Origin of the sequence: Dryocola clanedunensis subsp. sulfonylureivorans (genome assembly GCF_016756775.1) — a bacterium.
GTDB classification, from domain to species: Bacteria; Pseudomonadota; Gammaproteobacteria; order Enterobacterales; family Enterobacteriaceae; genus Dryocola; species Dryocola clanedunensis.
Genome location: NZ_JAERMU010000005.1, coordinates 94,632 through 120,143, shown reverse-complemented (window position 1 = coordinate 120,143; position 25,512 = coordinate 94,632). Strand labels below are relative to the sequence as shown.

The following is a 25,512-nucleotide window of genomic DNA, read 5'->3' as shown; positions in this document are numbered from 1 at the left end:
TTTTAATGTCACTAATTAGTATGCACGGTGCCTGGCTGTCGTTTAGCGACGCGCCGCTGTTAGATAACACTGAACTGCACATCGAAGAAAATGAACGCGTATGTCTGGTTGGCCGTAACGGCGCCGGCAAGTCAACGCTGATGAAGATCCTCAACCGCGAAGTGCCGCTGGATGATGGCCGCATGGTCTACGAACAGGATCTGATCGTTGCGCGCCTGCAACAGGATCCGCCGCGTAACGTTGCGGGCACCGTTTACGACTTCGTTGCTGAAGGGGTTGAGGAGCAGGCTGAATATCTGAAGGCCTATCACGACATCTCGCACAAGGTCATGACTGACCCAAGCGACAAGAATCTTAACGAAATGGCGCGCATCCAGGAGATTCTGGATCACCAGAACCTCTGGCAGCTGGACAGCCGTATTAACGAAGTGCTCGAACAGCTGGGTCTGGATGCAGACACTGAGCTGTCGGCGCTTTCCGGCGGCTGGCTGCGTAAAGCCGCGCTGGGCCGTGCGCTGGTAAGCTCGCCTCGCGTTCTGCTTCTTGATGAGCCAACGAACCACCTGGACATTGAAACCATCGACTGGCTCGAAGGCTTCTTAAAAGAGTTCCAGGGCAGCATTATCTTCATCTCCCACGACCGTTCCTTTATCCGCAATATGGCAACGCGTATTGTCGACCTCGACCGCGGCAAGCTCGTTTCCTATCCTGGCGACTACGACCAGTACCTGCTGGCGAAAGAGGAAGCGCTGCGCGTGGAAGAGCTGCAAAACGCAGAATTCGACCGCAAGCTCGCCCAGGAAGAAGTGTGGATCCGTCAGGGGATCAAGGCGCGTCGTACGCGTAACGAAGGGCGTGTTCGTGCCCTGAAAGCGATGCGTCGTGAACGCGGCGAGCGCCGTGAAGTGATGGGCAGTGCCAAAATGCAGGTTGAAGAAGCGGCCCGTTCCGGCAAGATCGTCTTTGAAATGGAAGACGTCTGCTACCAGATCGCCAACAAGGTGCTGGTTAAAGATTTTTCTGCTCAGGTGCAGCGCAGCGATAAAATCGCGCTGGTCGGCCCGAACGGCTGCGGTAAAACCACTTTGCTGAAGCTGATGCTCAGCCAGCTGGAGGCCGACAGCGGGCGTGTCCATTGCGGTACGAAGCTGGAAGTTGCTTACTTTGATCAGCACCGTGCAGAACTCGATCCAGATCGTACGGTGATGGATAACCTGGCGGAAGGTAAACAGGAAGTGATGGTTAACGGCAAGCCGCGCCACGTCCTGGGTTATCTGCAGGACTTCCTGTTCCATCCAAAACGTGCCATGACACCGGTACGAGCTTTGTCCGGTGGTGAGCGTAACCGTCTGTTATTAGCAAGATTATTCCTGAAGCCCAGTAATCTTCTGATCCTCGATGAACCGACAAACGACCTGGATGTCGAAACGCTCGAACTGCTTGAGGAGCTTATCGACGGCTATCAGGGCACCGTTATGCTGGTGAGCCACGACCGTCAGTTTGTTGATAATACCGTCACCGAATGCTGGATCTTCGAAGGTGAAGGGCATGTTGGTCGTTACGTCGGTGGCTATCATGACGCGAAAGGCCAGCAGGGCTCAGCCCGTTCTTTGCGTGAGCCCGCTCAGGATAAGCAACAAAAGAGCGAGCCTGTAAAGGCCGAAGCTGTAAAACGCGGCAATAGCAAACTAAGCTATAACCTGCAGCGCGAACTGGAGCAGTTACCTCAACGCCTTGAACAACTTGAGGCGGAACTGGGTGAGCTGCAGGCGAAAGTGGGCGATGCGGAATTCTTTAATCAACCGCATGACACAACGCAAAAAGTATTGAGCGAACTGGCTACGGCAGAGAAAGCACTGGAAGATGCTTTTGAACGCTGGGAGCACCTCGAGTCTCTGAAAAACGGCGCGTAAATAAAGGAGACCCAATATGTGTGCCACGCATCATCCGAGTTCGCACATATTGTGTCCACAATGTGATTTACTGGTAGCACTGCCAGTATTGCAGGACGGCCATAAGGCCGCCTGCCCACGTTGTGGCACAACGCTTGTCACCCAATGGGAATCTCCGCGTCAGCGGCCTACCGCTTATGCCATCGTCGCGCTCTTTATGCTGCTGCTGGCTAATCTCTTCCCGTTTATCAACATGAAAGTCGCCGGTATTACCAGTGAAGTTACGCTGCTGGAAATCCCCGGTGTGATGTTCTCTGAGGATTATTCAAGCCTCGGCGTCTTTTTTATGCTGTTCGTTCAGGCCGTACCTGCGCTCTGCCTGATCTCTGTTCTGGTGCTGGTTAATCAGGTTAATTTGCCGGACAAACTTAAGCGCACCCTGGCAAGATTGCTCTTCCAGCTGAAATCCTGGGGCATGGCGGAGATCTTCCTGGCCGGCGTACTGGTCAGCTTTGTTAAGCTGATGGCCTATGGCGATATCGGCGTGGGCAGCAGCTTTCTTCCCTGGTGTCTGTTCTGCCTTCTGCAGCTGCGGGCATTTCAGTGCGTCGACAGACGCTGGCTATGGGACGATATTGCCCCCATGCCGGTCATTGACCAACCGCTGAAAGTGGGCGTGCCGGGAATCAATCAGGGCCTGCGCTCCTGTCCTTGCTGCACCGCTATTGTGCCCGCGGACCAGCTGGTTTGCCCCCGCTGCGAAAGCAAAGGGTATATCAGAAAGCGGCATAGCCTGCAGTGGACCGTCGCATTACTGCTTACCTCTATCATGCTTTACCTGCCGGCAAATCTGTTGCCTATCATGGTGACTGAGCTGCTCGGAAGTAAGTATCCCTCGACGATTCTGGCCGGCGTCATTCTGCTGTGGAATGAGGGTTCGTTCCCGGTGGCAATGGTTATTTTCATCGCCAGTATTATGGTGCCAACCCTGAAAATGCTGGCTATTGCCTGGCTGTGCTGGGATGCCAAAGGCCATGGCGATCGCGACAGCGAGCGGATGCATTTGATTTATGAAGTTGTGGAATTTGTTGGCCGCTGGTCGATGATCGATGTTTTTGTCATTGCCGTTCTTTCAGCCCTTGTACGAATGGGCGCACTGATGAATATCTATCCGGCGATCGGCGCCATTATGTTTGCATTTGTAGTCATTTTGACAATGTTTGCTGCGATGACCTTTGACCCTCGCTTGTCCTGGGATCGCGCATCAGATTCAACCCATGAGGAGTCGTCTGAGCATGGAAAATAAAAGCGGGGAAGCGAAGGTTCACAAGGTGAAAAACTGGTCACCAGTGTGGATATTTCCCATAGTGACTGCGCTGATTGGCGCATGGATCCTGTTTTATCACTACAGCCATCAGGGACCGGAAGTGACGCTGATTACTACCAGCGCGGAAGGCATTGAGGCGGGTAAAACCACCATTAAAAGCCGCAGCGTGGATGTCGGCGTCGTGGAAAGCACCGTGCTTTCTGATGACCTGCTGCACGTTCAGATCACCGCGCGTCTCAATTCCGGAATGGAAAAACTGCTGCATAAGGACTCGGTGTTTTGGGTCGTTAAGCCGCAGGTAGGGCGTGGCGGCGTCTCCGGCCTGAGCACCCTGCTGTCTGGTGCGTATATAGAGCTGCAGCCTGGCACAAAAGGACCGCAGCCGGAGCGCTACGATCTGCTTGATTCGCCACCTCTGGCTTCGCCTGATGCCAAAGGGATTCGGGTTATTCTCGACAGTAATAAAGCAGGCCAGCTTTCTCCAGGCGATCCCGTTCTGTTCCGCGGATATCGCGTCGGTTCCGTTGAAACCAGCACCTTCGATCCGACAAAGCGTAGCATGCGTTATCAGCTGTTTATCAGTGCGCCAAACGATCGTCTGGTCACCAATAATGTCCGCTTCTGGAAAGACAGCGGGGTGGCGGTTGATCTCTCCTCGCAGGGCATGCGCGTAGAGATGGGTTCTCTGACCACGCTGTTCAGCGGTGGGGTAAGCTTTGATGTACCTGAGAGCCTTGAGACAGGTGAGCCGGTACAAACGGGAAGCGAATTCAAGCTCTTTGACGATCAGAAAAGTATTCAGGATTCGCTCTATACCGAGCATATCGACTACATGATGTTCTTCAAAGACTCCGTTCGTGGTCTCCAGGTTGGGGCGCCGGTTGAGTTCCGCGGTATTCGTTTGGGTACAGTGGCACGAGTCCCGTTCTTCACCTCAGGTATGCGTCAGAAACTTAACGATGATTTCCGCATTCCGATTCTGATTCGTGTTGAACCTGAACGCTTACAGAGAATTGTTGGTTCCGAAACTGATGTTGAAGACAGTCTGGCAAGCCTGCTTAAGCGCGGGTTACGCGGTTCGTTGAAAACTGGCAACCTGATTACAGGCGCGCTGTACGTCGATCTTGATTTCTATCCGAAGGCCGATCCAATTAAGGAGATGAGAACCTTTGGCGGTTATCCGATCATTCCTACCATGAGCGGTGGCCTTGCGCAGATCCAACAGAGCCTGTTGCAAACGCTGGATAAAATTAACAATCTGCCGCTGAACCCGATGATTGAACAGTCGACTAAATCACTCGCTGAAACGCAGCGGACGATGCAGCGTCTGCAGGTGACCATCGACAGCATGAATAAGCTGATGTCCAACAAGGCTACGCAATCCTTGCCGGAAAACATGCAGGCGACGCTCCGCGAGCTGAACCGCAGCATGCAAGGCTTCCAGCCAGGTTCTGCCGCCTACAATAAGATGGTAGGGGATATGCAACGCCTTGATCAGGTGCTGCGTGAGCTACAGCCGGTTCTGCGAACACTGAACGATAAGAGCAATTCGCTGATCTTTGAAGCGAAGGATAAAAAGGACCCCCAGCCGAAGAGGGCTAAAGAATGAAAAAGTGGCTAACGCTATTCGCGGTAATGACGCTGAGCGCCTGTAGCAGCAGCGATGACGGCAAAACGTATTACCAGCTGCCTCAAAGCTCAAAGCCTGCTATGCAGGCTGTGAGCCAGCCAGGTACTCATCTGTTATGGGTTGAGCAGGTTTCTGTGCCTGATTACCTCGCCGGCAACGGCGTGGTTTACCAGACCAGCGATGTGAAGTACGTCATTGCGACCAATAATCTGTGGGCAAGTCCTCTGGACCAGCAGTTGCGGACCACGCTTGTCAGTAACCTGGGAAGCGCATTACCAGGCTGGGTAGTGGCTTCTCAACCGCTGGGTTACGATCAGGATACTCTGAATATTAACGTCACCGGTTTCCACGGGCGTTATGACGGCAAAGTTGTGGTCAGCGGCGAGTGGCTGTTAAATCATCAGGGACAGCTCATCAAAAAGCCGTTCCATATTGAGATCAAACAGCAGGAAGATGGTTATGATGCGATGGTGAAAACGCTCGCTCAGGCCTGGCAGCAAGAGGCTCAAAGCATCGCAAGCGAGCTTTCACGCCTGAATTAATTAGTCCGTACCGCACAAAAAAGCTGCGTACTTTACTTCTCCGGTAAAGCGCAGCTTTTCTTTTGGGCTGAATTCGTTACCTGTGCGAGTTCACATTTTTTGTACAAATGATATCCCGTGTAGCTCACAAATATGACATTGGCGTGAATTTTGCGCATTGACGATGCTGGTGTTTACAGGTATTCGTTAGATGTGGTTGCACGCTTTGTAATCACTGTTTTCTTTCCACCAGACTAAAGTAATGAGGGAAACGAGGCATGAAGAGACAAAAACGAGATCGCCTGGAACGGGCTCATCAACGTGGTTATCAGGCAGGTATCGCAGGACGCTCCAAAGAGATATGTCCTTACCAGACACTAAATCAGAGGTCGTACTGGATGGGAGGCTGGCGAGAAGCCATGGAAGACAGGGCGGTTACCGCGTAATCACTGTCTCTTTAGAAAAAGAAACCTCCGCATGGCGGAGGTTTCACGTTTTCGGGGATTAGAAAGCGGTGGTGTCTTTGAACAGACCCACTTTCATGTCGGTGGCGGTGTAAATCACGCGACCATCCACCAGAACTTCACCGTCCGCCATGCCCATGATCAGGCGACGGTTAATAACGCGTTTGAAGTGAATACGGTACGTCACTTTCTTTGCAGTAGGCAGGATTTGGCCCTGGAGCTTAACTTCACCTACGCCCAGCGCACGACCTTTGCCTTCGCCACCCAGCCAGCCCAGATAGAAACCTACCAGCTGCCACATGGCATCCAGGCCCAGACAGCCAGGCATGACCGGATCGCCAATGAAGTGGCACGCAAAGAACCACAGGTCCGGAGTAATATCCAGTTCAGCTTCAACGTAACCTTTATCGAAGTGACCGCCGTCTTCGGTCATTTTGACCACGCGGTCCATCATCAGCATGGGTGGCGCAGGTAAGCGTGGGCCTTCAGCACCAAACAGTTCGCCACGACCAGAGGCAAGAAGATCTTCTTTTGTATAGGATTCGCGTTTATCTACCATGTCTACAGTAAGCCTTTTTATAAAGAAGCACGCAGGTTAGCTAACACGTGTACGCTCAACAAGTCCGATCAGTTGTGGTTGAACCAGTTGAGCCAACGCAGTGGCCAGGGATAGCGATGCCGAATGTCCTGAGCGGTGGCCTGAGCAATGCGCTCCTGGACCGCCCGCATCAGCGTATTTTGTCCTTCGCCATCCCATGGCAAATTCGTTAATAAGGGTAGCGCATCAGCAACTTCATCGATGGCCCATATCGTGAATTGTCCTTTTTCGACTGCATCGAGTACGTCCTGATGCAGGCAGAGATGTCGTACGTTAGAAACAGGGATAATCACTCCCTGCACGCCCGTCAGCTCGCGCTGCTGACAGATGCGGAAGAAACCTTCAATCTTCTCGTTAAGCCCGCCCACTGGCTGTACGCGGCCAAACTGGTCAACTGAACCTGTCACGGCGATATGTTGATAAATAGGGACATTTGCAAGGGCGCTGATTAATGCGCACAGCTCAGCCATTGACGCACTATCACCGTCCACTTCACTGTAGGATTGCTCAAAGGTGAGGGAGGCCGAGAAGGGAATCTGCTGTTCCAGCTGCAGCTCCGACATCAGAAACGCCTGCATGATCATCATGCCCTTCGCGTGAATGTTGCCGCCCAGCTCAGCTTTGCGTTCCACATCCGTAAACTCACCGTCGCCTGTATGCACGACGCAGCTGATACGCGACGGTTCGCCGAAGGCTCGTGGATGGCCTGGGAATTCAATCACTGACAGCGCGTTAATTTGCCCGACCATTTCCCCTTCGGTTTCGATGAGGATCTGTTCGAGCAATATTTCATCCTGCATGCGCTCCGCAAGGTAGCCTTCACGCCATTCTCGTTGAACCAACATTTGCGTGAGTTGCTCACCGCTAAAAGTATCGTTCTCGGTAAAGGCAGTCACTTCTCGAAGCAGGCGGGTTAACCAGAGGGGAGATAACGGCAGCGTTTCCTGATCGCCCGTATAGCGTACAGCTTCGCGAATCAATGTTGTCCAGGCATCTTCTCCTGGAGAGGGTAATTGCTTCGCCTGGGCAGTGGCATGGATCCACTGGCGCCACAGCGCAACCTCTTCCGCAGCGGTAATTTGCAGGTTCTCTTCAAACTCGCTGTAAATTGCCAGCTCAGCCAGTTCCGGCTCCATCTCCTGGAAATCAGCAAGAGATTCCCGTTCGCCGACAAGGACAAGCTTAAGATCTAATGGCAGGGAAGGCACGCTGATCGGCAGCGGCCGTGTTTCGTCCGGGGAGATCCAGTCAAAGCGCTTCTGGATGACCATCTGTTTCAGGCGTAACCAAAGCAGCGGCTGTGCCAGCACGCTACGCAGGGATAACACCAGGACACCACCGTTTGCGCGGTGAATCAGGCCGGGGGTAAGACTAACATCGCCGTTAAACTGGCGTACGCAGCCAAACAGCTGCTCAGCTTCAATCCAGTCAGCAACGACCACTTCGCCGTAGCCGCAGAACTTATCATCGTTTTCTTGCGCAGGGCGAAGCGTGACATGGTTGCCTTCGATTGCATATTGGCCACCCGTCAGCGTTTCGTTGGGCTGCCAGACTTCGCGCGTTGCCGTGGCTATCAGATTAAGGTACTCGAACTCTTCAGCGGCTTTTACCAGCATCAGATCAGCCGAGGCTACCGGTTGGCTTAGCTGTTGCAGGCCGTAAAACAGACGCGGCTGGACAGCACAGAAGGGAGCAGAGTCGGTGTCATAAGGCTGCGCAAACAGTTCCAGATAACTCTCGGTATCGGGAACAAGGGCTCGCCATTCAAGTCGATTAGTCGTCAAAGTCGCTATTTATTAATTAGATGTAAAGGCGCGATTATACAAGAATAGAGAGGGCAGCACACGGTTAATGCTGATAACAACTTCATCAGGCTCACAGCTTTCATTTTTCAGATGAGCGAAAGCGGTAAAAACTGTTATCCTGAAGTAAGTTACGCGGTCACACTGAGATGACGATGAAATATCAACAGTTAGAAAATCTCGAGAGCGGCTGGAAGTGGAAGTATCTGGTTAAGAAGCACCGTGAAGGAGAACTGATTACACGGTACATTGAGGCCAGTGCGGCAAAAGAGGCCGTAGATACGTTGCTTAGCCTTGAAAATCAACCGGTCCAGGTCATTGGGTGGATAGAGCAGCATATGAATCCTGTGCTTCATAATCGTATGAAGCAGACGATTCGTGCTCGCCGCAAGCGTCATTTTAACGCTGAGCATCAGCACACTCGCAAGAAATCTATCGATCTGGAATATCTGGTCTGGCAAAGACTGGCGGGGTTGGCTCAGCGCCGCGGGTGTACGCTGTCAGAAACGATTGTACAGCTGATTGAAGATGCTGAGCGCAAAGAGAAATACGCCAGTCAGATGTCGAATCTGAAACAGGACCTGCAAGCTTTGCTCGGTAAGGAATAAAGCTTTTTCCTCCGGCGCTTATCGATTTCCCCCGATTTCAGACAATAAAAAACCCCGCCTTGGCGGGGTTTTTTTATAACGGTAACTTATGCCGCAGGCTGAGTTACAACGTCTTTAACACCTTTAACTTCGATCTCTACGCGACGATCTGGAGCCAGGCAATCGATCAGCTTAGCTTTAGGACCTACGTTGTCACAGGTGTTGCCAGTCACTGGGTTAGATTCGCCCATACCACGTGGGGAGATCTTGTTAGCTGGGATACCTTTAGAGATCAGGTAATCAACAACAGACTGTGCACGCTTGTCAGACAGCTTCTGGTTGTACTGGTCGGAACCGATACGGTCGGTGAAGCCCAGAACGACAACAGAGCCATCTTTCGGATCCAGGTTGCTCAGCTGGGTGTACAGCTGATCCAGTGCCTGTTGACCTTCCGGCTTCAGAGTAGATTTGTTGAAGTTGAACAGAACATCAGACTTCAGAGTGAAGTGCTTGGTCTGTACTTCTGGAGCTGGTGCTGGAGCAGGAGCAACAACTGGTGCATTATCTTCCTGACCGAAACGGTAGGAAACACCCAGGCTCAGCATGCCGTTGTCTGGACGAGTACCAACGGTCTGTGCATCACCGATGTTGTTAACCCACTGGTATTCCAGACGGGTAGCGATGTCACGGGTCATAGCCCACTCAACACCACCAGCGAATACTGGGGAAACACCTGTGTCGTGATCGCTCTGACGACCTACACCAACAACGTTGTTGGTGGAATCAGCACGCCATACCATACCACCCAGACGAGTATAGATATCTAAATCGTCAGTAACTGGGTAGCCCAGTTTAGCCGTCAGCTGAACGCCTTGTGCTTTGAACGCGCCGTTAACCTGGTCGCCTTTATAAGGCATACGGCCTAACCAGTCGTAGCCCATTTCGAAGCCAACGTACGGGTTAACCTGATAGCCACCGAACGCACCAGCACCCAACTGACTTTCGTGAGTTGTGCCGTTGTTGTTCTGATAGCCGTTGCCGTAGAAACCGGTGTCATGGAACTGAGACCAGCCCAGTTTACCACCTGCATACCAGGTGTTATCTTTTGGAGCGGCCTGCGCTACGGTAGCGAAGCCAGCCAGTGCCACTGCAATCGCGATAGCTGTCTTTTTCATTTTTTGCGCCTCATTATCATCCAAATAGGCCATGAGCCTTAAATCTTAAAGCCCAGGGTTTAATCCTTCGCCCGGGTACACGCTCAATTGTTACTCTACCGATCAATCGGTGTTATGAAGAGCAACCCTGGCGAGCTAAAGTCTACAACGTAGTTAGAAACTTACAAGTGTGAACTCGGTCAGGCATATGAAAAAAAACGACTGGCGTACACATTTGCTAACATCTCTGGCGGTAAATTAAGCTTGAGATTCGGCCTGGAGTCGCGCCATAAGCGGCTTGCGAAGGGGATTCACGAATAAACACAGGGCGTTATAGGAATCACATAAAAAGTTCCAGGATTTATCTTAAATTTACTTAATGATACAAACTAGAATGAATTTTTAGCCCACTGCGTGGTCTGTTAGCGGTTCCCTGGGGGCGATTCGGTCGCATAATGAGCCCGATCGCATTACCTTTTTCAGCTGCATTAGTCAGTCGATAATGCTCTTCATCTGTCAGTTCATCCGATAACCAGCCGATAACAACACTGTAATTTCCTGTCTCCAGTGCTTTTACCATAGCATCAACAGTGAAAAGTGCATCCAGTTGACTCACCTGCATGACTTTGGCAAGAGGTAACCCTGACGCCTCAACCCACTGGCGACTCAATTTTTGTTTTGGCGTGAGCCAAAGCTGCCAGCGTGATTGTTGGCTGAGCTGTTGTAAAAGCGGTAGCAGCAACAGTTGAGTCATCCATGGCTGGTCTTCGCTGTAGGCCACTTCACTAATCAATCCTCTGATCTCATGGTCTGCCTGTGTAGCGGCAGGGGAGAGCGCTTTTGTCGCGCGATGAGCAAGATGAGTTCGGTAGTTATTAGTATGCATAGTGAATCCCGCCTGGTGGGTTACTGTATGCATATACAGTAATGCCTGTTCGGGCAAAGATCAATCAAAATTTCGGAAGACGTCTCGCAATTTTTTCATACAAATTGCGCATTTTTTAATTTGCTGTTGCAGCCGGCAGTCAGGTTACTTATTTTTCTGTTACGGGAAGGGGTAATAAATAAAGCGTAATTTAATCCATGAAAAGTAAGGATATATTCATGAGTATGAAGTCTTACGAAAGGATACATCAGTCGCAAGAATATCTCTCACCTCTGGGCGATGTTGAATATCATGCGCAGTTCGGTGGCTACAGTCTTTCCGTTGAAACTGTGGTTTTTGCCATGATTTCTGAAGGGGAACTTTATCTGCGGGCATGCGAAGAGTGTGAAAGTTATTTTGTGACGAAAGCTTCTCCGCCTTTGATTTTCAGCAAACGCGGCCGCCCCATAGCGCTGAACTATTACCGCGTTGATGATGAGCTTTGGGAGGATTCGAATAAACTGCTGCATCTCTCATCGGAAGCGTTAAGAAGCGCCCGTCGGGAACGTTCAGGACGTAAGCTCCAGAAGCGTTTGAAAGATTTGCCCAACTTGTCTGCAAATCTGGAAATTATGCTCTGGGAAGCAGGTATTACGGACATCCGCACGCTGTATGCTTACGGAGCACGGCGTAGCTGGATTAAGTTGCGCACCGTTAAAAAGTGCGTTGGCCTGAAAATTCTTTTATCCCTGGCGGGAGCAATATCCGGGATTCATGAAGCAGCGCTCCCGGCGAGAACTCGCCAGGAGCTAGCTGAATGGTACAAACAGTACGAGCAGCGTAAACGACGTTAATCAATCTCCTGAACAATGTGCTGCCGGAGACGCGAGATTTCCGGTAGCAGAGCGACCAGCAAACCAATTTGCTGCACGACTAAGGGTTCTTTTGTCTCCGAGCAGGGTTCGATTTTCGCGATCTGCTCTGACAGACCGCGAAGAGATTTCTGAACGCGTTCTTCGTCCGCAGGAAGATGATGCAGAGCGTCATCGACGTAACAAACCGCATCGTCAAGCAGCAGCAGGATCTGAGGATTGGTCAGTTTCTCGCGGTGCGCACCCAGCGCTGAAACATAGCTGTTAAAAGTATGATTCAGGCACAGCAAGCGGAACGCAGTCTCACGGGTTTCTGGTGTGACCCGGGGTTCAGAGGACATATTGGATACCACTGAGGCTAAATCCGCATCGCGGTTATGGGCATCACGCCGCGCGATTCGATACTCGAGACGGTTATCTCTTCCCTGATGGTACTGCTCAAGAATCGCGTCCAGATAGCGGCAGTTTGCATTAAACGCCCGCTCGACAACAAGAGGTAAGCGGCGAAAACGCCAGTCTGGCCAGATGAAACTCACCGCGGCCCAGGCTATACCACAACCCAAAAGCGTGTCGACAATACGCGGTAGGGCCACTTCGAAGCCTTCACCCAGCAGGTTAAAGCACAGCAGAACAAGCAGGGTAATGAACATCGTTGCGTGAGCGTATTGAACATGACGAAACGCAAAGAACAGTACGCCTGTTATCACTATCAGAATCAGTTGCCCTTCCAGTGAAGGGACAAAAAACAAAATGGGCAGGCCAATCGCCACTCCGACCAGGGTTCCCACAATACGCAATGCCAGACGACGGCGCGTCGCACTGTAATTGGGCTGACAAACAAAGAGGCTGGTTAGCAGTATCCAGTACCCGTGCTGCAGGCCGGTAAACTGGATAAACGCGTAACCGACACAAAGCACGGTAGACATGCGTACAGCGTGGCGGAACAGGGCTGATTCGGGCGTCAGGTTCCGGGTCAACCGCTGCCAGATATCTCCAAAGCCCGTCAGTCTGTCATCGGCGAGCCGGGTTTCCATTTCGTTCAGCGGGGCAGCCAGAGCCTGTTCAGATTCAATGGTGGCAAGCTGAGCGTCGATGGCTCGCAGGTTGTTTAACAGGAAGCCGAGCGCTTTTTTCTCGCTGCCTGCCGGGTCGGCTGCATTGACGCGATCTATTGCCGATTCAAGATGCGTAAATGCACGTTCAAAGCGGTCATTGTGCTGATAAGGCATGCGCAACAAAATAGAGCGTGAAAGCTGCTGACAGGCCTGGGACTGCATGGTGAGCAGCCGCTGGAAACGGAACATGATGTCGCTGTAGCGGAACTTATCTCTTAAGGCCTGGTACTGAATATGCGATGAGCTGGCGCGCTCATGAATATCCTGGGCTACAAAATAATAGTGCAGCGTACGCCGTGTACCGCGTTGCCCCCGATCGCCCCGTAAGCGGGTCAGCAAAGAGGCTTTTGTCTGGTTGAGCGTGGTAACCAACTGGCTGTTAGCCATTGCTAACCCCAACATGGGAGCCTGACTTTCGTCTTCAATATCGGGGTCGAACAGCGTGGCTTTAACGTCCAGAAACTGTGCAAGATGTTCGTAACAGCGGGCCAGATTGTCCTGTAACGGACGAATCGGAAAGATCAGATGGCCAGCAAGCGTCAGCAAGTTATACCAGACGGCCCCGGTCAGCAGCAGCAGCGGTTGCTGATACCAGTGATCGTAGAGAGAAATGCCCAACATCGTGTAGATGGCGATGAGCAGCGCGCCAAAGGCGATGGTAGCGTAGCGCTGGCCCAGTCCGCCGAGCAGAATAAATCCGCTGGTTGAAATCATCAATCCAAGCGCAAAAAGCCACGGCCAGGGATACAGCAGTTCGACAGAAGCTGAGGCAATAAAAAAACTCACCAGGGTGATGAGCAGATTACGCAGCCTGCCCGTCAGGCGATCGTCCAGGTCCGCCAGCGCTGCCGCAACGACTCCAAGTGTCAGCGGAATGGTGAGTTTGACCTCCCCGAGCCACCAGGGAAGGGCTGCCGTACCGGTTAACGCAATAAAAATGCGTAAGTTATAGAGCCAGGCACTGTTCCAGGTGTAGCGACGGAAAATAGGACTAAGCATTAGTAGCTACTTTCCTTTGCATTACTGAAAACGACGTTGCGCGTTGGCGGAACGTGCGGCTTGAGCAACCTCGACCGGGACCACGCGGCGTCCCACCGGCCACAAGGCAATGGCGGCAATTTTGAAATTGGCGATGCCTACCGGGATACCGATAATAGACACGCATTGCACGATCCCGGTCATGATATGCATCACGCATAGCCACCAGCCAAAGAAAATCAGCCACAAGATGTTCAGCAGCGTGCCGCCGGTATTGAGGAGTGAACTTTTCCCTTGTGGATTAAGTTCATCGACATGAATAGCTTCGTTACCGTAGGGTACGAGGGAAAGTTTGGTAATTTCCCAGCAGGATCGCGTTAGCGGCAGCGTAAAAATAAAAATAATACTGACGAAGGTGGCCAGTAACCAGGAGAGGGTTGTTAAAAAACCACCCAGTACAAAGTTCAATACATTAAGGACAGTACGCATAAGCACTCTTCGTTAGTAAATGTCATACAATGAATAACCACAACAATTGTAACGCGTTTTTACCCTGGAGCGTCATTCCTTCGGCAGGTAAACTTAGCAGCAACTTCACTCAGGAGCAGATAAAGCGTAATGGAACTCAAAGCGACCGCCCTTGGCAAACATTTAGCACAGCACCCGTACAATCGCGTGAAGCTCCTCAGCGCGGGCGTTGAGGTAAAGGGCGATCGTCATGAATACCTTATCCCATTCAACCAGCTGGTGGCGATCAACATCAAGCGTGGTCTGGTGTGGGGTGAGCTGGAGTTTCTGTTGCCGGAAGATAAAGTTGTGCGGCTGCACGGCACCGAGTGGGGGGAGACTCAGCGTTTTTACCACCATCTTGATACGCTCTGGCAGGCCTGGAGTGCAGAGATGAGCGAGGTTGCAGCGCAGGTTCTTTGTGAACAGTACGATGAAATAATGCTCCGGACGCAGCAGGAAAAATGGTTCAAACGCAGTGATATGCAAGCCTTACAGCAGAATGTCAGGGGGGCATTTGCCGCGTTACCCTTGCCTCAGGAGCGGCTGGAAGAGTTTGATAATTGTCGCGAAGCCTGGCTGAACTGCAAAGCATGGCTTGAGCAGGGCGACAGACGCCGCCATGAGCGAAACGCAGCCTACACAGAGCGCATGCTTGAAAAGTATGCCAGTTTCTTCGAGCAGGTAGAAAGTTCCCCCTTAAACCCATCCCAGGCACGCGCCGTCGTCAACGGTGAAGATTCCCTACTGGTGCTCGCTGGTGCAGGGAGCGGTAAAACATCGGTGCTGGTGGCCCGTGCTGGCTGGCTTCTGCAACGGGGCGAGGCGACGGAAGATCAGATTCTGCTGCTGGCGTTTGGGCGCAAGGCCGCACAGGAAATGGATGAGCGAATTGCCGAACGCTTACATACCGATGCGATTACCGCCCGGACTTTCCACGCGTTGGCGCTACACATTATCCAACAGGGCAGCAAGAAAGCGCCGCGTATCAGCGAGCTGGAGTCAGACACCAGCGCACGCCATAAGCTCTTAATCGAAAACTGGCAGCAGCAGTGCCGGGAGAAAAAAGCGCAGGCCAAAGGCTGGCGTGAATGGCTTAGCGAAGAGCTGGAGTGGGAGGTTCCCGAAGGTGAATACTGGCGTGATGAGCGCCTGGCCAAACGGCTCGCCAGCCGTCTGGATCGCTGGCTGAGTCTGATGCGTATGCACGGCGGTTCGCAGGCGGAAATGATCGCCAACTGCCCGGAAGAGATACGCGACGTCTTTACTAAACGCGTCAAACTAATGGCCCCCTTACTTAAATGCTGGAAGAGTGCATTAAAGGCAGAGGAAGCCGTGGATTTCTCGGGGTTGATTCATCAGGCGGTAAACGTGCTGGAAAAGGGCCGGTTTATCAGCCCGTGGAAGCACATTCTGGTGGATGAGTTCCAGGACATCTCCCCCCAGCGTGCGGCGCTGCTGGCTGCGCTCCGCCGCCAGAACTCACACACATCCCTCTATGCGGTAGGGGACGACTGGCAGGCAATCTATCGTTTCAGCGGGGCGGAAATGGCGCTGACAACGGCCTTTACCCACCACTTTGGTGAAGGTGACCAGTGCGCGCTCGACACGACCTATCGCTTTAACGATCGCATTGGTGAAATTGCCAACAGCTTTATTCAGCAAAACCCGAATCAGCTGGCGAAACCGCTCAATAGCTTATCGAAAGGTGATAAAAAGTCGGTGACGCTGTTGGTGGACGATCGGCTTGAAGCCTTGCTGGACAAGCTGAGTGGCTACGCGAAACCGGAACAACGAATACTGGTGCTGGCCCGTTACCACCACCTGCGTCCGGCAAGCCTGGAAAAGGCGGCAACGCGCTGGCCAAAACTGGCTATCGATTTTATGACGATTCATGCCAGCAAGGGCCAGCAGGCGGATTACGTTATCGTGCTGGGTTTACAGCAGGGGAAAGACGGTTTCCCGGCGCCGGCAAGGGAGTCGGTAATGGAGCAGGCCCTGTTACCGCAGCCGGAAGAGTATCTGGATGCCGAGGAGCGGCGACTGCTTTATGTTGCGATGACGCGGGCACGCCATCGTGTCTGGCTGATGTTTAATAAAAAAGAGCCGTCTGATTTTGTCGACATCCTCAAACGCCTCGGCGTGCCCGCGGCGGGTCGGCCTTAATTACTTCAGGCGCTCGGCAAGATAGCGCTGATATTCCGGGATGAGGATTTCCACATCCCGGCTGAATGCCGGCGACTGAATAATAAAATCGGCGGTGGAGAGGTTAGTGGCGACAGGAATATTCCACACGGTTGCCAGGCGCAGTAGCGCCTTCACATCGGGATCGTGCGGGACTGCATTTAGCGGATCCCAAAAGAAAATCAGCACATCAATTTTCCCTTCTGAAATCAAAGCACCTACCTGCTGATCGCCGCCCATTGGGCCGCTTAGCATAGCGTTCACTTCCAGCCCGCTGGCTCGCTGAACAAGGTTACCTGTTGTGCCAGTAGCGTAGAGAACATGCTGACTCAGCAAGGATTTGTGGCGCTCAACCCAATTCAAAAGCGCTTTTTTGCAGTGATCGTGTGCCACCAGCGCAATGTGCTTCTGGGCAGAAAGGGTGCGGCTTGTCGATTCCATAGAATTATCCGGTTAATTTGCGTTGGCTACAGCTTACTGGAAGTCGCTGATGCCGCAAGAGAAGGGAATCAAAAATGTGGCTGATTACTGCGATGGGTGTTCTTTAACCCACCGTAGAAAGTTCTCGCGAGTGGTTTTATCCGCCTGAGTAAACCAGTATTTAAGCCTTTGCTCGGTAAGCGTTTCTGATGAGCGTACGGGAGGATCCAGCTCAGAACTCCCTGACAGTAAAGCGCTGTCGTCTGCCATCATGACGGCAAACTGGGGAATGGAAGCGGGCTTACCCGCTTTATTGTAGCGTTGAGTATCGTTCTCATAATCAAAGCCCTGCGAGCCGGGTTTCAGCGTCAACACATCGAGCTTGATAGGAATCATCGCCGAACTGCCATCCAGAAGCTGCAAATGGGGAGTGCTGTCAAAGGCTTCACTCTCTTTCTCGTTTTCGATGCGGGGAAGATTAAAATTGACCTGGCTTATCTGCTGCGTGTTAAAGCTGACGACCAGCGGTGGGGAAATATAGAGCCTTTGTTCACGGGGGTTAGCACGGATGTTTTTTTCGACGCGGAACACTATCTGATGTGGGCCGTTGTCCAGCTCAATACTGTCTGCACCCTTTAACAGCGAGCTTGAAACTTTCTTGCCATCAAGCACCAGCAGGTCGATATCCGTCGACAGACGCAGGGTGGTAGCCCAACCGACAGCGGGCAAGAGCAGGGCGCACAATAGAAAGCGTTTTGGCCTGATAATCATTCTGTTCTCCATTGCCTGCGCGTCCCAAAGAAATCATGACTGAATGTATCAAAATTTTTCACCATCCCACCTCATTAACATATAGACATATTCTGGGTTTTTGCTCTCATACATCCGTATGGGAAAGATGGTGAGGGTGAAACCTTTGGCATACACTTCTGGCTACACCCTTCAGGCGGAGAGCGTCATGAAACAGACGGATATTGAAAGTATTTTAAAAAACACGCGGACCATTGCTTTAGTGGGAGCCAGCGATAAGCCAGATCGCCCAAGCTATCGGGTGATGGCCTATCTGCTGGATCAGGGCTACCACGTTATTCCCGTCTCGCCGAAAGTGGCCGGAAAAACGCTGCTGGGTCAGCAGGGGTATGGCACGCTGGCAGAAGTCCCTGAAAAAGTGGATATGGTGGACGTGTTCCGTCATTCAGAAGCGGCCTGGGAAGTTGCGAAAGACGCCATTGCCATTGGCGCTAAAACGCTTTGGATGCAGCTGGGCGTCATCAATGAGCAGGCGGCGGTACTGGCGCAGGATGCAGGGCTTAACGTGGTGATGGACCGTTGTCCGGCCATTGAAATCCCAAGGTTGGGACTGGCGAAATAAGCACATCTCGCTTTTCTTTACTAGCGAATAAAAAAACCAGACCGATCGCAAACCTAAAGCGAATGAGCTTCGCAAAGATCTCACCGAATAAATAACAAGGAAAATCAATTCATTGAGTTTCGCCTGCTTACCACAAAGAAGGAAAAAACACGTTTTTTCCTTCTTTGTCAGCAATCTAACCCCGCATTTGCGGGGTTTTGTCAGTTACGCAGGCGAGGTGCCTGAAGCTGTTGCCGTATTGAGGCAGCTAAATCGTCCATTGACGGCTGCTCAGGGTGTTCGTCCTGAGCTTCCCAGCTTAGTTGGGCCTCGGCAAGATAGGTATGCACCGCCTGGCCATCATCATCTTCCATCACCACGTGATACCAGGGTGAGGCACGCAGGGCGTCGTTATCGGCCAGTTCGTCCTCTGCCGGTTCATCAAGGGAATACTCAGGGTCAATATCCACGACCACCCCTAAATAACCCAGCAGCGAGTGTCTGACCTGCTGACCAATACCGAATTTGCTGGCAATCATAGTCACCTCCCGGGAATATTGCTCTGCATTGGGATATGCGGTCAATTTCCCCCTTTTCAAGCTACATGACGCGACAGGCAAACCCTTTCAGATACAGACCTTCCGGATAGGTTGCGATCACCGGGTGATCGGCCGCCTGACGGAACTGCTCTATAAATTGTACATCACGTCCGGCATCTACGGCGGCATCGGCGATGATTTTCTGGAACAGATCGGTTGTCATCAAACCTGAACAGGAGAACGTCATCAGAATGCCGCCGGGATTCAGCAGCTGGATGGCCAGCATATTGATATCTTTGTAGCCACGACACGCGCCCATCAGCTGGTTTTTGTTTTCCACGAACTTTGGCGGATCCATGATGATAACGTCGAACTTCTCGCCTGCATCGCGGTATTTACGCAGCAGTTTGAAGACATCATCACGCAGGAACTCTGCCTTACTCAGGTCCAGTTTATTCAGCTCGACGTTCTGCTTAGCCACGTCAAGCGCGTCCTGAGACGTATCAACGCTCACGACCTGGCTGCAGCCGCCCATTAACGCAGAAACCGCAAAGCCGCCGGTGTAGGAGAAGCAGTTAAGTACGTGCTTATCCTTCACGTATTGACGAGTGGCAAAACGGCTGTCGCGCTGATCGAGGTAATAACCCGTTTTATGACCGCCTTTGATATCCACCAGCAACTTCATACCGTGCTCTTCGATAGGCAGCAGGTCAGGCGGCAACTCACCGCTTACCGGCCCCTGAGTCAGCTCCATCCCCTCTTTCTTACGTACCGCAACGTCCGAGCGGTCATAGATGGCGCATTGTGGGTAAAGGCTCTGTAGCGCGGCGACCAGCGCAGGGCGCTGATATTCTGCACCAGCAGAAAGTAGCTGAAGAACGAGAAAATCACCAAAGCGGTCAATGGTCACACCCGGCAGGCCGTCGGATTCACCGGCGATCAGACGATAGCTGTCCAGACCGTCACGTTTCGCAAGCCATTCTCGCCACTGCTGCGCCTGCTGTAAACGGCGCGTGAAGAAGGCGATATCAATCTCTTCACTGGCATCGAACGTCCAGACGCGGGCACGAATTTGCGAAGATGGGGAGTACGCGGCACGGGCTAACCATTTGCCGTTGCTGTCCACAACGTCGACGGTTTCACCGAGATTCGCTTTTCCTTCCATGCGGGCTACTGCACCGGAAAACACCCACGGATGACGGCGTAATAAAGATTTTTCACGCCCTTTGGTTAACACTAAACGTACGGTCATATTTTGCTATGCTGTTTTGCTAAGAATTGGTCGTCATTTTCCGGGTTACACCCGCGAAATGCAACGTAAGAACCTTTAACGGAGGAAGTTATGGCATCTGTTTGTACGCTCGCCTGGGTCCACGGCATGGTTCAGGGCGTTGGATTTCGTTACAGCACGCAGCGCGAAGCGCAGAATCTGGGGTTAACGGGCTATGCCCGCAACATGGATGACGGCAGCGTGGAAGTGCTGGCGTGCGGTGAGGCTGGAAAGGTGGAGCAACTGATCGAATGGCTGAAAGCTGGTGGTCCACGGAGTGCCAGGGTCGATAAAGTTCTGACTGAACCGCATCACCCGGACCGGGAGTGGACCAACTTTGGCATTCGCTATTAAATGCACTTCACCGGCTTGGGCAGGCCTGCGATTTTCGTGGCCTGTTTGGCTGGCCCTTTAGGGAACAGGCGGTACAGATAACGGCTGTTTCCTTTTTCCTCGCCAAACTTATTGGCCATGGCTTTCACCAGCATGCGAATAGCCGGGGAAGTATTGAATTCCAGATAGAACTCGCGCACAAAGCGCACCACTTCCCAGTGCTCAACCGCAAGCGTAATCCCTTCTTTTTCTGCTATCGCAACGGCAAGCGATTCACTCCACTCAGCGCTGTTTTTCAGATAGCCGTCAGCATCTGTCTCGATGGTTTTACCTTCGAAAATTAACATATTCATCCACGAAATTATTCAAACCAGAAGCAGTGTACCAAATTTACAGGCCGTGAAAAAAGAGTGCCCGCGGGAGGTCAATGGGGAATAACCGGATACTGATGGAGCCAGAGCAAGAGAAAGATTTTTGCGGTTGTTTTAGCAACACTTCAAATATATCGGTAAACTGCGCCGCCGGATGCATTTAATCTGCGCTGATCGGCAGGTGGCATTAAGGCTTTCTTAAGATTGAAACATTACGGTTATTAGTACTTTATCAGGACAGGGAACAACATGCGTATCACTTCAAATCCCGCTGAACGTCAGTTCAGTGCAAAAGCATTAGGATGGCTTTTGCTCTATTTTTGGTTTTTCTCTTCGGTTTTACAGATTGTCATTTTATTCAACGGCTACAGCGGCAGCAACGGTCTGCGTGACTCCTTGCTGTTCAGCTCTCTCTGGCTGATTCCGGTTTTCCTCTTCCCTGACCGAACCCGTATTATCGCAGCTGTGCTGGGTATCGTCCTCTGGGCAGCTTCTCTCGCGGCGCTGGGTTATTACGTCGTTTATGGACAGGAGTTCTCTCAGAGCGTCCTGTTCGTGATGTTTGAAACCAATGCCAGTGAGGCCAGCGAATTCATCAGCCAGTATTTCAGCCTGAAACTGTTGCTGGTCGCCCTGGCCTATACGGCCGTGGTCATTTTTCTCTGGACGCGTTTGCGCCCTGTTTACATTCCAAAACCGTGGCGCTGGCTGGTCTCCTTTGCCATTCTGTATGGTCTGATACTGCAACCGATCGGCAAAGAAATGCTTTTCAAAAAGCGTGACTTCGGCGATTCAGTCGCTAAGCTGTCCACCCGCCTTGAGCCTGCTGCGCCATGGCAGCTGATTGTTGCTTATACGGAGTATCGCCAGCAGCTGGCAAGCCTGAATAATTTACTCAGCTCTAACAATGCGCTTCCCCCACTGAAAAATCTTAAGGATTCGTCTGGAGCCGCGCCGCGCACTTTAGTCCTGGTTATTGGCGAGTCAACTCAGCGCGGACGTATGAGCCTGTACGGCTACCCTCGCGAGACGACCCCTGAGCTGGATAAGCTGCATAAAACCGATCCGCAACTGACGGTCTTCAATGATGTCGTGACCTCCCGTCCTTACACCATCGAAATCCTTCAGCAGGCGCTGACCTTTGCTGATGAGAAAAACCCCGATCTTTATCTGTCACAGCCTTCGCTGATGAACATGATGAAGCAGGCGGGTTACAAAACCTTCTGGATCACCAACCAACAGACGATGACCGCGCGTAACACCATGTTGACTGTTTTCTCGAGACAAACCGATAAACAGTATTACATGAACCAGCAGCGTACTCAGAGTGCGCGTGAGTACGACACGAACGTGCTGGCACCGTTTAAAGAAGTCCTGGCAGACCCGGCACCGAAGAAGTTCATCATTGTGCATCTGCTGGGCACGCACATCCGCTACGATTTCCGCTACCCGGACGGCTGGAATAAATTTAGCGGTAAGACTGATGGCTTGCCACCGGGATTGAGCCAGAGCCAGCAGGAGTCATACAACAGTTATGACAACGCGAACCTGTTCAATGACCACGTAGTTTCTTCGATCATCAAAGACTACAAAGCGACGGATCCAAACGGCTTCCTGCTTTATTTCTCTGACCATGGTGAAGAAGTTTACGATACGGCCCCGCATCAGACGCAGGGGCGTAACGAAGCAAGCCCAACGCGCCATATGTATACCGTGCCGTTTATTCTCTGGACATCACCGAAGTGGCAGGAGAACCATCCACGCGATTTCTCTGATGATGTAAACCGCAAATACAGCAGCTCGGAACTGATCCACACCTGGTCCGATATGGCCGGTTTAAGCTATGACGGCTACGATGCGACTCGTGCAATCACCAGCCCACAGTTTGTGGAGACCACCCGCTGGATTGGTAATCCTTACAAGAAAAAAGGATTGTTTGATTACGACTCGCTGCCGTACGGCGATCAAATCGGTAATCAGTAAATCGTTAAACGGCGGTATTGAATCGCTGTAGATAAAAAAAGCGGGGAGCGTCATATGACACTCCCCGCTTTTTTATGGCCTGAATAAACTGTTTACGCTGCCGTTAGTCGCGGCTGGCGAAACCCAGAATGCTCAGCAGGCTGATGAAGATGTTGTACAAAGAAACATACAGGCTCACCGTGGCGCGGATGTAATTGGTCTCGCCGCCGCGAATGATATTGCTCGTCTCAAACAGGATTGCGCCGGAGGAGATCAGAATGAACACCGCGCTGATTGCCAGGTGCAAAGCCGGCAGCTGCAGGAAGATGTTCGCCACCATGCCTACCAGCACCACGACCACACCCGCCATTAACATACCGCCCAGGAAAGACATGTCCTTACGGGTGGTCAGCACATAGGCCGAGCAGCAGAAGAACACCAGCGCGGTGCCGCCCAGCGCCATACCGATAACGTCGCCCATACCGGCAGACAGATAAGCGTTAAGGATAGGGCCCAGGATGTAACCCAGGAAGCCGGTAAAGGCGAAGGCGGCGATGATACCCGTAGGTTTGTTGGCCAGACGGTAGGTCAGGAACATCAGACCATACATTCCAACCAGCGTCAGAATCAGCCCCGGTGACGGCAGGTTCAACACGGTGCTGGCCGTCGCCACCATTGCGGAGAATGCCAGGGTCAGGCTGAGCAGGAAATAGGTGTTTCGCAGCACCTTGTGAGTGCTTAACAGTGACGAACGGTCACGCGAGGAGGTAATTATGCGATCCATTCAGAGACTCTCTTGTAGGTGTATATAGTCACGGAGAATAAGCGGGGGCCCTGGTGAACGAAAGTTCTTTTACCCATCTTTACCTGCTGGTGGCGTAAAAATGTACAGGTTTCGTTCCAGATTGGTTGCTTATACTTTGCTGAAAACTATAGCTTTTCAATACGTTCATCGTTAAGAGTTGTAACGGTACCGTCATTTATAACTCAAATAAGGCGTGTTTAATGAAAGCAAACAACCACAACACATTGATCAAAACTTTTGTCGCGCTCAGTTTAACAGCTACTGCGTGTGGAACATGGGCCGCGACCGTACCCGCAGGGACCGAACTGGCAGCAAAACAGGAGTTGGTTCGCAATAACGGTAGTGAGCCAGCTTCCCTTGATCCTCATAAGGTTGAAAGTGACGTTGAGTTTAACCTGATAAGCGATTTCTTCGATGGCCTGGTCTCCGTGAGAAACGATGGCAGCATTGAGCCGCGGCTGGCGGATAAATGGGAAGAGAAGGAGAGCACCGTCTGGACGTTCCATCTCAGGCCGGGTATCAAATGGTCAAACGGGCAGCCAATTACCGCGCAGGATGTGGTCTGGAGCTGGCAGCGGCTGGTTGACCCTAAAACGGGTTCACCTTACGCGAGCTATCTGGGAAATATGCATGTCGTTAACGCGCACGACATTGCAGAAGGTAAAAAGTCGTTAGATACCCTGGGTGTCAAGGCGGTGGATGCTAACACGCTACAAATAACCCTGACTCAACCCACAGCCTCCTTCCTTGCCATGCTGGCGCACCCGTCGTTAGTTCCCGTCAATCAAGCTATTATTAAGAAGTTTGGTGAGAAATGGACCCAGCCCGCAAACTTTGTGTGCAGCGGGGCGTATAAGCCATCGCAGTGGGTCGTTAACGAGAAGATTGTGGCTCAGCGTAATCCGCAGAACTGGGATAACAGCCATACCGTAATTAATCAGGTGACCTATCTGCCAATCAGCTCTGAAACGGCGGATGTCAACCGCTACAAAGCGGGTGAAATAGACATTGTTTTTACGATACCCCAGACGCTGTTCGCCTCGCTGAAAAAATCCATTCCCGATCAGGTTCATGTCACCCCAAAACTGGCGACTTACTACTACGAGTTTAATACCACCAAACCACCGTTTAATGATGCCCGGGTTCGCCGTGCATTAAATATGGCTCTGGATAAAGACATTATTGCCGGGAAAGTGCTGGGGCAGGGGCAGATCCCGGCCTGGGTCTTCAGCCAGAAGATAATTGGTGGCGTGGAGCTGAAATCCCCTGACTATGCGAACTGGAGTCATGAAAAGCGTGTCGCAGAGGCTAAAAAACTGCTGGCAGAGGCTGGTTTTAATGCATCCCATCCGCTGAGCTTCAATCTGCTCTACAACACTTCCGAAAGCCATAAGCGCATAGCCATTGCGGTGAGCTCAATGTGGAGTAAAAAGCTGGGCGTGGAGGCGAAGCTGCAAAATCAGGAATGGAAAACCATGCTCGATACTATGCACAGCGGCAACTTCGACGCGGTACGCTATGCATGGATTGCAGATTATGATGATGCCGCAACGTTTCTCAATAACTTCCGAACCGGCGATTCTGAGAACACCTCCCAGTACAGCAACGCGGCGTTTGACGATGCGCTTAAGCACGCAGCAAAAGCGGATAATGTGGCAGAGCGGGGTAAATACTATCAGCAGGCTGAAGATCGGCTGGCAACAGACGTTCCTGCCATCCCCGTTTACCACTATGTTCTGGCACAGCTGGTAAAACCCTATGTCGGTGGCTATGCGCCAAACAACCTCGCGTTCTACTACACCAAAGATATGTACATCAAAAAGCACTAACGCCAGTCAGAAAAAGACAGCTAAAAGTGTTGTTAAACTAATCAAATTGTTGGTGTTTCAGTCAAATGGATTAAATTTGGCTGTTTTTCAGGCGAACGAACAAATTCGTGCTTTACATGAAGTATGGGTATGTTTA

General features: G+C 51.9%; 24 protein-coding genes. 12 read left to right on the top strand and 12 right to left on the bottom strand.

What is annotated here, in order from left to right; translation table 11 throughout:
• The first annotated feature begins 5 nt into the window (after positions 1 to 5).
• The 5 genes from HYQ67_RS06630 (at position 6) to rmf (ending at position 5,816) form a co-directional block, all read left to right on the top strand.
• Positions 6 to 1,913 carry an ABC transporter ATP-binding protein gene (locus tag HYQ67_RS06630; protein WP_202302587.1) on the top strand — a complete coding sequence of 636 codons (1,908 nt, stop codon included), beginning with the start codon at positions 6 to 8 and terminating at the stop codon, positions 1,911 to 1,913.
• 16 nt (positions 1,914 to 1,929) lie between these two features.
• Complete coding sequence (gene pqiA / locus HYQ67_RS06625; RefSeq protein ID WP_202302585.1) at positions 1,930 to 3,198, top strand: membrane integrity-associated transporter subunit PqiA; 1,269 nt, start codon at positions 1,930 to 1,932, stop codon at positions 3,196 to 3,198.
• Positions 3,188 to 4,828 (top strand): intermembrane transport protein PqiB, encoded by a 1,641-nt coding sequence (gene pqiB / locus HYQ67_RS06620; protein WP_202302583.1) that lies wholly within the window; start codon positions 3,188 to 3,190, stop codon positions 4,826 to 4,828. The genes pqiA and pqiB overlap by 11 nt, the downstream gene beginning before the upstream one ends.
• A complete protein-coding gene (gene pqiC, locus HYQ67_RS06615) occupies positions 4,825 to 5,391 on the top strand; it encodes a membrane integrity-associated transporter subunit PqiC (protein ID WP_202302581.1) in 567 nt (188 codons plus the stop codon). Before pqiB ends, pqiC begins: the two co-directional genes overlap by 4 nt.
• A gap of 257 nt (positions 5,392 to 5,648) precedes the next feature.
• The gene (gene rmf, locus HYQ67_RS06610) at positions 5,649 to 5,816 is read left to right on the top strand and encodes a ribosome modulation factor (protein WP_008461244.1); all 168 of its coding nucleotides are present in this window, start codon (positions 5,649 to 5,651) and stop codon (positions 5,814 to 5,816) included.
• Between the two features lie 58 nt (positions 5,817 to 5,874).
• On the opposite strand, the gene fabA is transcribed toward rmf, so the two are convergent.
• Positions 5,875 to 6,393: a bifunctional 3-hydroxydecanoyl-ACP dehydratase/trans-2-decenoyl-ACP isomerase gene (gene fabA, locus HYQ67_RS06605; protein WP_202302579.1), complete on the bottom strand. Its 519-nt coding sequence runs from the start codon at positions 6,391 to 6,393 to the stop codon at positions 5,875 to 5,877.
• 68 nt (positions 6,394 to 6,461) lie between these two features.
• Complete coding sequence (locus HYQ67_RS06600; RefSeq protein WP_202302577.1) at positions 6,462 to 8,216, bottom strand: AAA family ATPase; 1,755 nt, start codon at positions 8,214 to 8,216, stop codon at positions 6,462 to 6,464.
• Positions 8,217 to 8,389: 173 nt separating this feature from the next.
• On the opposite strand from HYQ67_RS06600, the gene matP reads away from it, so the two are divergent.
• Positions 8,390 to 8,842 (top strand): macrodomain Ter protein MatP, encoded by a 453-nt coding sequence (matP, locus tag HYQ67_RS06595; protein ID WP_202302575.1) that lies wholly within the window; start codon positions 8,390 to 8,392, stop codon positions 8,840 to 8,842.
• A gap of 86 nt (positions 8,843 to 8,928) precedes the next feature.
• On the opposite strand, the gene ompA is transcribed toward matP, so the two are convergent.
• Together ompA and sulA are read right to left on the bottom strand one after the other, a co-directional pair.
• Entirely contained in the window at positions 8,929 to 9,996 is a 1,068-nt protein-coding gene (ompA, locus tag HYQ67_RS06590; protein WP_202302573.1) for a porin OmpA, read from the bottom strand.
• Positions 9,997 to 10,351: 355 nt separating this feature from the next.
• Positions 10,352 to 10,861 carry an SOS-induced cell division inhibitor SulA gene (gene sulA, locus HYQ67_RS06585; protein ID WP_202302571.1) on the bottom strand — a complete coding sequence of 170 codons (510 nt, stop codon included), beginning with the start codon at positions 10,859 to 10,861 and terminating at the stop codon, positions 10,352 to 10,354.
• Between the two features lie 218 nt (positions 10,862 to 11,079).
• Between sulA and HYQ67_RS06580 the strand changes: the two genes are divergently transcribed.
• Complete coding sequence (locus HYQ67_RS06580) at positions 11,080 to 11,694, top strand: TfoX/Sxy family DNA transformation protein (protein ID WP_202302569.1); 615 nt, start codon at positions 11,080 to 11,082, stop codon at positions 11,692 to 11,694.
• Here HYQ67_RS06580 and yccS read toward each other — a convergent pair.
• Both yccS and HYQ67_RS06570 read right to left on the bottom strand, forming a co-directional pair.
• Entirely contained in the window at positions 11,691 to 13,826 is a 2,136-nt protein-coding gene (gene yccS, locus HYQ67_RS06575; RefSeq protein ID WP_202302567.1) for a YccS family putative transporter, read from the bottom strand. The genes HYQ67_RS06580 and yccS overlap by 4 nt on opposite strands.
• A 21-nt stretch (positions 13,827 to 13,847) precedes the next feature.
• Positions 13,848 to 14,294 (bottom strand): YccF domain-containing protein, encoded by a 447-nt coding sequence (locus HYQ67_RS06570; RefSeq protein WP_202302565.1) that lies wholly within the window; start codon positions 14,292 to 14,294, stop codon positions 13,848 to 13,850.
• Between the two features lie 129 nt (positions 14,295 to 14,423).
• On the opposite strand from HYQ67_RS06570, the gene helD reads away from it, so the two are divergent.
• Entirely contained in the window at positions 14,424 to 16,478 is a 2,055-nt protein-coding gene (helD, locus tag HYQ67_RS06565; protein ID WP_202302563.1) for a DNA helicase IV, read from the top strand.
• On the opposite strand, the gene mgsA is transcribed toward helD, so the two are convergent.
• Together mgsA and csgI are read right to left on the bottom strand one after the other, a co-directional pair.
• Positions 16,479 to 16,937, bottom strand: coding sequence for a methylglyoxal synthase (gene mgsA, locus HYQ67_RS06560; protein WP_202302561.1), 459 nt, complete (start codon positions 16,935 to 16,937; stop codon positions 16,479 to 16,481).
• Between the two features lie 84 nt (positions 16,938 to 17,021).
• Entirely contained in the window at positions 17,022 to 17,687 is a 666-nt protein-coding gene (csgI, locus tag HYQ67_RS06555; RefSeq protein ID WP_202302560.1) for a curli synthesis inhibitor, read from the bottom strand.
• 187 nt (positions 17,688 to 17,874) lie between these two features.
• Between csgI and HYQ67_RS06550 the strand changes: the two genes are divergently transcribed.
• Positions 17,875 to 18,288: a CoA-binding protein gene (locus HYQ67_RS06550; RefSeq protein ID WP_202302831.1), complete on the top strand. Its 414-nt coding sequence runs from the start codon at positions 17,875 to 17,877 to the stop codon at positions 18,286 to 18,288.
• A gap of 200 nt (positions 18,289 to 18,488) precedes the next feature.
• On the opposite strand, the gene hspQ is transcribed toward HYQ67_RS06550, so the two are convergent.
• Positions 18,489 to 18,806, bottom strand: coding sequence for a heat shock protein HspQ (gene hspQ / locus HYQ67_RS06545; protein ID WP_202302558.1), 318 nt, complete (start codon positions 18,804 to 18,806; stop codon positions 18,489 to 18,491).
• A gap of 61 nt (positions 18,807 to 18,867) precedes the next feature.
• Positions 18,868 to 20,058, bottom strand: coding sequence for a 23S rRNA (cytosine(1962)-C(5))-methyltransferase RlmI (rlmI, locus tag HYQ67_RS06540; protein ID WP_202302556.1), 1,191 nt, complete (start codon positions 20,056 to 20,058; stop codon positions 18,868 to 18,870).
• A 90-nt stretch (positions 20,059 to 20,148) separates the two neighbouring features.
• Here rlmI and yccX point away from each other — a divergent pair, with 90 nt between their 5' ends.
• The gene (yccX, locus tag HYQ67_RS06535; protein WP_202302554.1) at positions 20,149 to 20,430 is read left to right on the top strand and encodes an acylphosphatase; all 282 of its coding nucleotides are present in this window, start codon (positions 20,149 to 20,151) and stop codon (positions 20,428 to 20,430) included.
• Here the strand turns inward: yccX and tusE are convergent.
• Complete coding sequence (gene tusE / locus HYQ67_RS06530; RefSeq protein WP_202302552.1) at positions 20,427 to 20,756, bottom strand: sulfurtransferase TusE; 330 nt, start codon at positions 20,754 to 20,756, stop codon at positions 20,427 to 20,429. The two genes, yccX and tusE, sit on opposite strands and share 4 nt — an antisense overlap.
• Positions 20,757 to 21,029: 273 nt before the next feature.
• Here tusE and HYQ67_RS06525 point away from each other — a divergent pair, with 273 nt between their 5' ends.
• Complete coding sequence (locus HYQ67_RS06525; RefSeq protein WP_202302550.1) at positions 21,030 to 22,763, top strand: phosphoethanolamine transferase CptA; 1,734 nt, start codon at positions 21,030 to 21,032, stop codon at positions 22,761 to 22,763.
• A 103-nt stretch (positions 22,764 to 22,866) separates the two neighbouring features.
• Here the strand turns inward: HYQ67_RS06525 and yccA are convergent, their stop codons facing one another.
• Complete coding sequence (gene yccA / locus HYQ67_RS06520) at positions 22,867 to 23,526, bottom strand: FtsH protease modulator YccA (protein ID WP_202302548.1); 660 nt, start codon at positions 23,524 to 23,526, stop codon at positions 22,867 to 22,869.
• Positions 23,527 to 23,747: 221 nt separating this feature from the next.
• Here yccA and HYQ67_RS06515 point away from each other — a divergent pair, with 221 nt between their 5' ends.
• Positions 23,748 to 25,376 (top strand): ABC transporter substrate-binding protein, encoded by a 1,629-nt coding sequence (locus HYQ67_RS06515; RefSeq protein ID WP_202302546.1) that lies wholly within the window; start codon positions 23,748 to 23,750, stop codon positions 25,374 to 25,376.
• Positions 25,377 to 25,512 lie beyond the last annotated feature (136 nt).

Coding starts and splice junctions, on each gene's coding strand:
- pqiB (WP_202302583.1), top strand. CDS start 3,188: ATGGAAAATAAAAGCGGGGAAGCGAAGGTTCACAAGGTGAAAAACTGG.
- mgsA (WP_202302561.1), bottom strand. CDS start 16,937: ATGGAATCGACAAGCCGCACCCTTTCTGCCCAGAAGCACATTGCGCTG.
- HYQ67_RS06550 (WP_202302831.1), top strand. CDS start 17,875: ATGAAACAGACGGATATTGAAAGTATTTTAAAAAACACGCGGACCATT.
- csgI (WP_202302560.1), bottom strand. CDS start 17,687: ATGATTATCAGGCCAAAACGCTTTCTATTGTGCGCCCTGCTCTTGCCC.
- HYQ67_RS06570 (WP_202302565.1), bottom strand. CDS start 14,294: ATGCGTACTGTCCTTAATGTATTGAACTTTGTACTGGGTGGTTTTTTA.
- sulA (WP_202302571.1), bottom strand. CDS start 10,861: ATGCATACTAATAACTACCGAACTCATCTTGCTCATCGCGCGACAAAA.
- yccS (WP_202302567.1), bottom strand. CDS start 13,826: ATGCTTAGTCCTATTTTCCGTCGCTACACCTGGAACAGTGCCTGGCTC.
- pqiA (WP_202302585.1), top strand. CDS start 1,930: ATGTGTGCCACGCATCATCCGAGTTCGCACATATTGTGTCCACAATGT.
- HYQ67_RS06515 (WP_202302546.1), top strand. CDS start 23,748: ATGAAAGCAAACAACCACAACACATTGATCAAAACTTTTGTCGCGCTC.
- HYQ67_RS06525 (WP_202302550.1), top strand. CDS start 21,030: ATGCGTATCACTTCAAATCCCGCTGAACGTCAGTTCAGTGCAAAAGCA.
- yccX (WP_202302554.1), top strand. CDS start 20,149: ATGGCATCTGTTTGTACGCTCGCCTGGGTCCACGGCATGGTTCAGGGC.
- matP (WP_202302575.1), top strand. CDS start 8,390: ATGAAATATCAACAGTTAGAAAATCTCGAGAGCGGCTGGAAGTGGAAG.
- HYQ67_RS06630 (WP_202302587.1), top strand. CDS start 6: ATGTCACTAATTAGTATGCACGGTGCCTGGCTGTCGTTTAGCGACGCG.
- tusE (WP_202302552.1), bottom strand. CDS start 20,756: ATGTTAATTTTCGAAGGTAAAACCATCGAGACAGATGCTGACGGCTAT.
- hspQ (WP_202302558.1), bottom strand. CDS start 18,806: ATGATTGCCAGCAAATTCGGTATTGGTCAGCAGGTCAGACACTCGCTG.
- yccA (WP_202302548.1), bottom strand. CDS start 23,526: ATGGATCGCATAATTACCTCCTCGCGTGACCGTTCGTCACTGTTAAGC.
- rlmI (WP_202302556.1), bottom strand. CDS start 20,058: ATGACCGTACGTTTAGTGTTAACCAAAGGGCGTGAAAAATCTTTATTA.
- rmf (WP_008461244.1), top strand. CDS start 5,649: ATGAAGAGACAAAAACGAGATCGCCTGGAACGGGCTCATCAACGTGGT.
- fabA (WP_202302579.1), bottom strand. CDS start 6,393: ATGGTAGATAAACGCGAATCCTATACAAAAGAAGATCTTCTTGCCTCT.
- ompA (WP_202302573.1), bottom strand. CDS start 9,996: ATGAAAAAGACAGCTATCGCGATTGCAGTGGCACTGGCTGGCTTCGCT.
- HYQ67_RS06580 (WP_202302569.1), top strand. CDS start 11,080: ATGAGTATGAAGTCTTACGAAAGGATACATCAGTCGCAAGAATATCTC.
- pqiC (WP_202302581.1), top strand. CDS start 4,825: ATGAAAAAGTGGCTAACGCTATTCGCGGTAATGACGCTGAGCGCCTGT.
- helD (WP_202302563.1), top strand. CDS start 14,424: ATGGAACTCAAAGCGACCGCCCTTGGCAAACATTTAGCACAGCACCCG.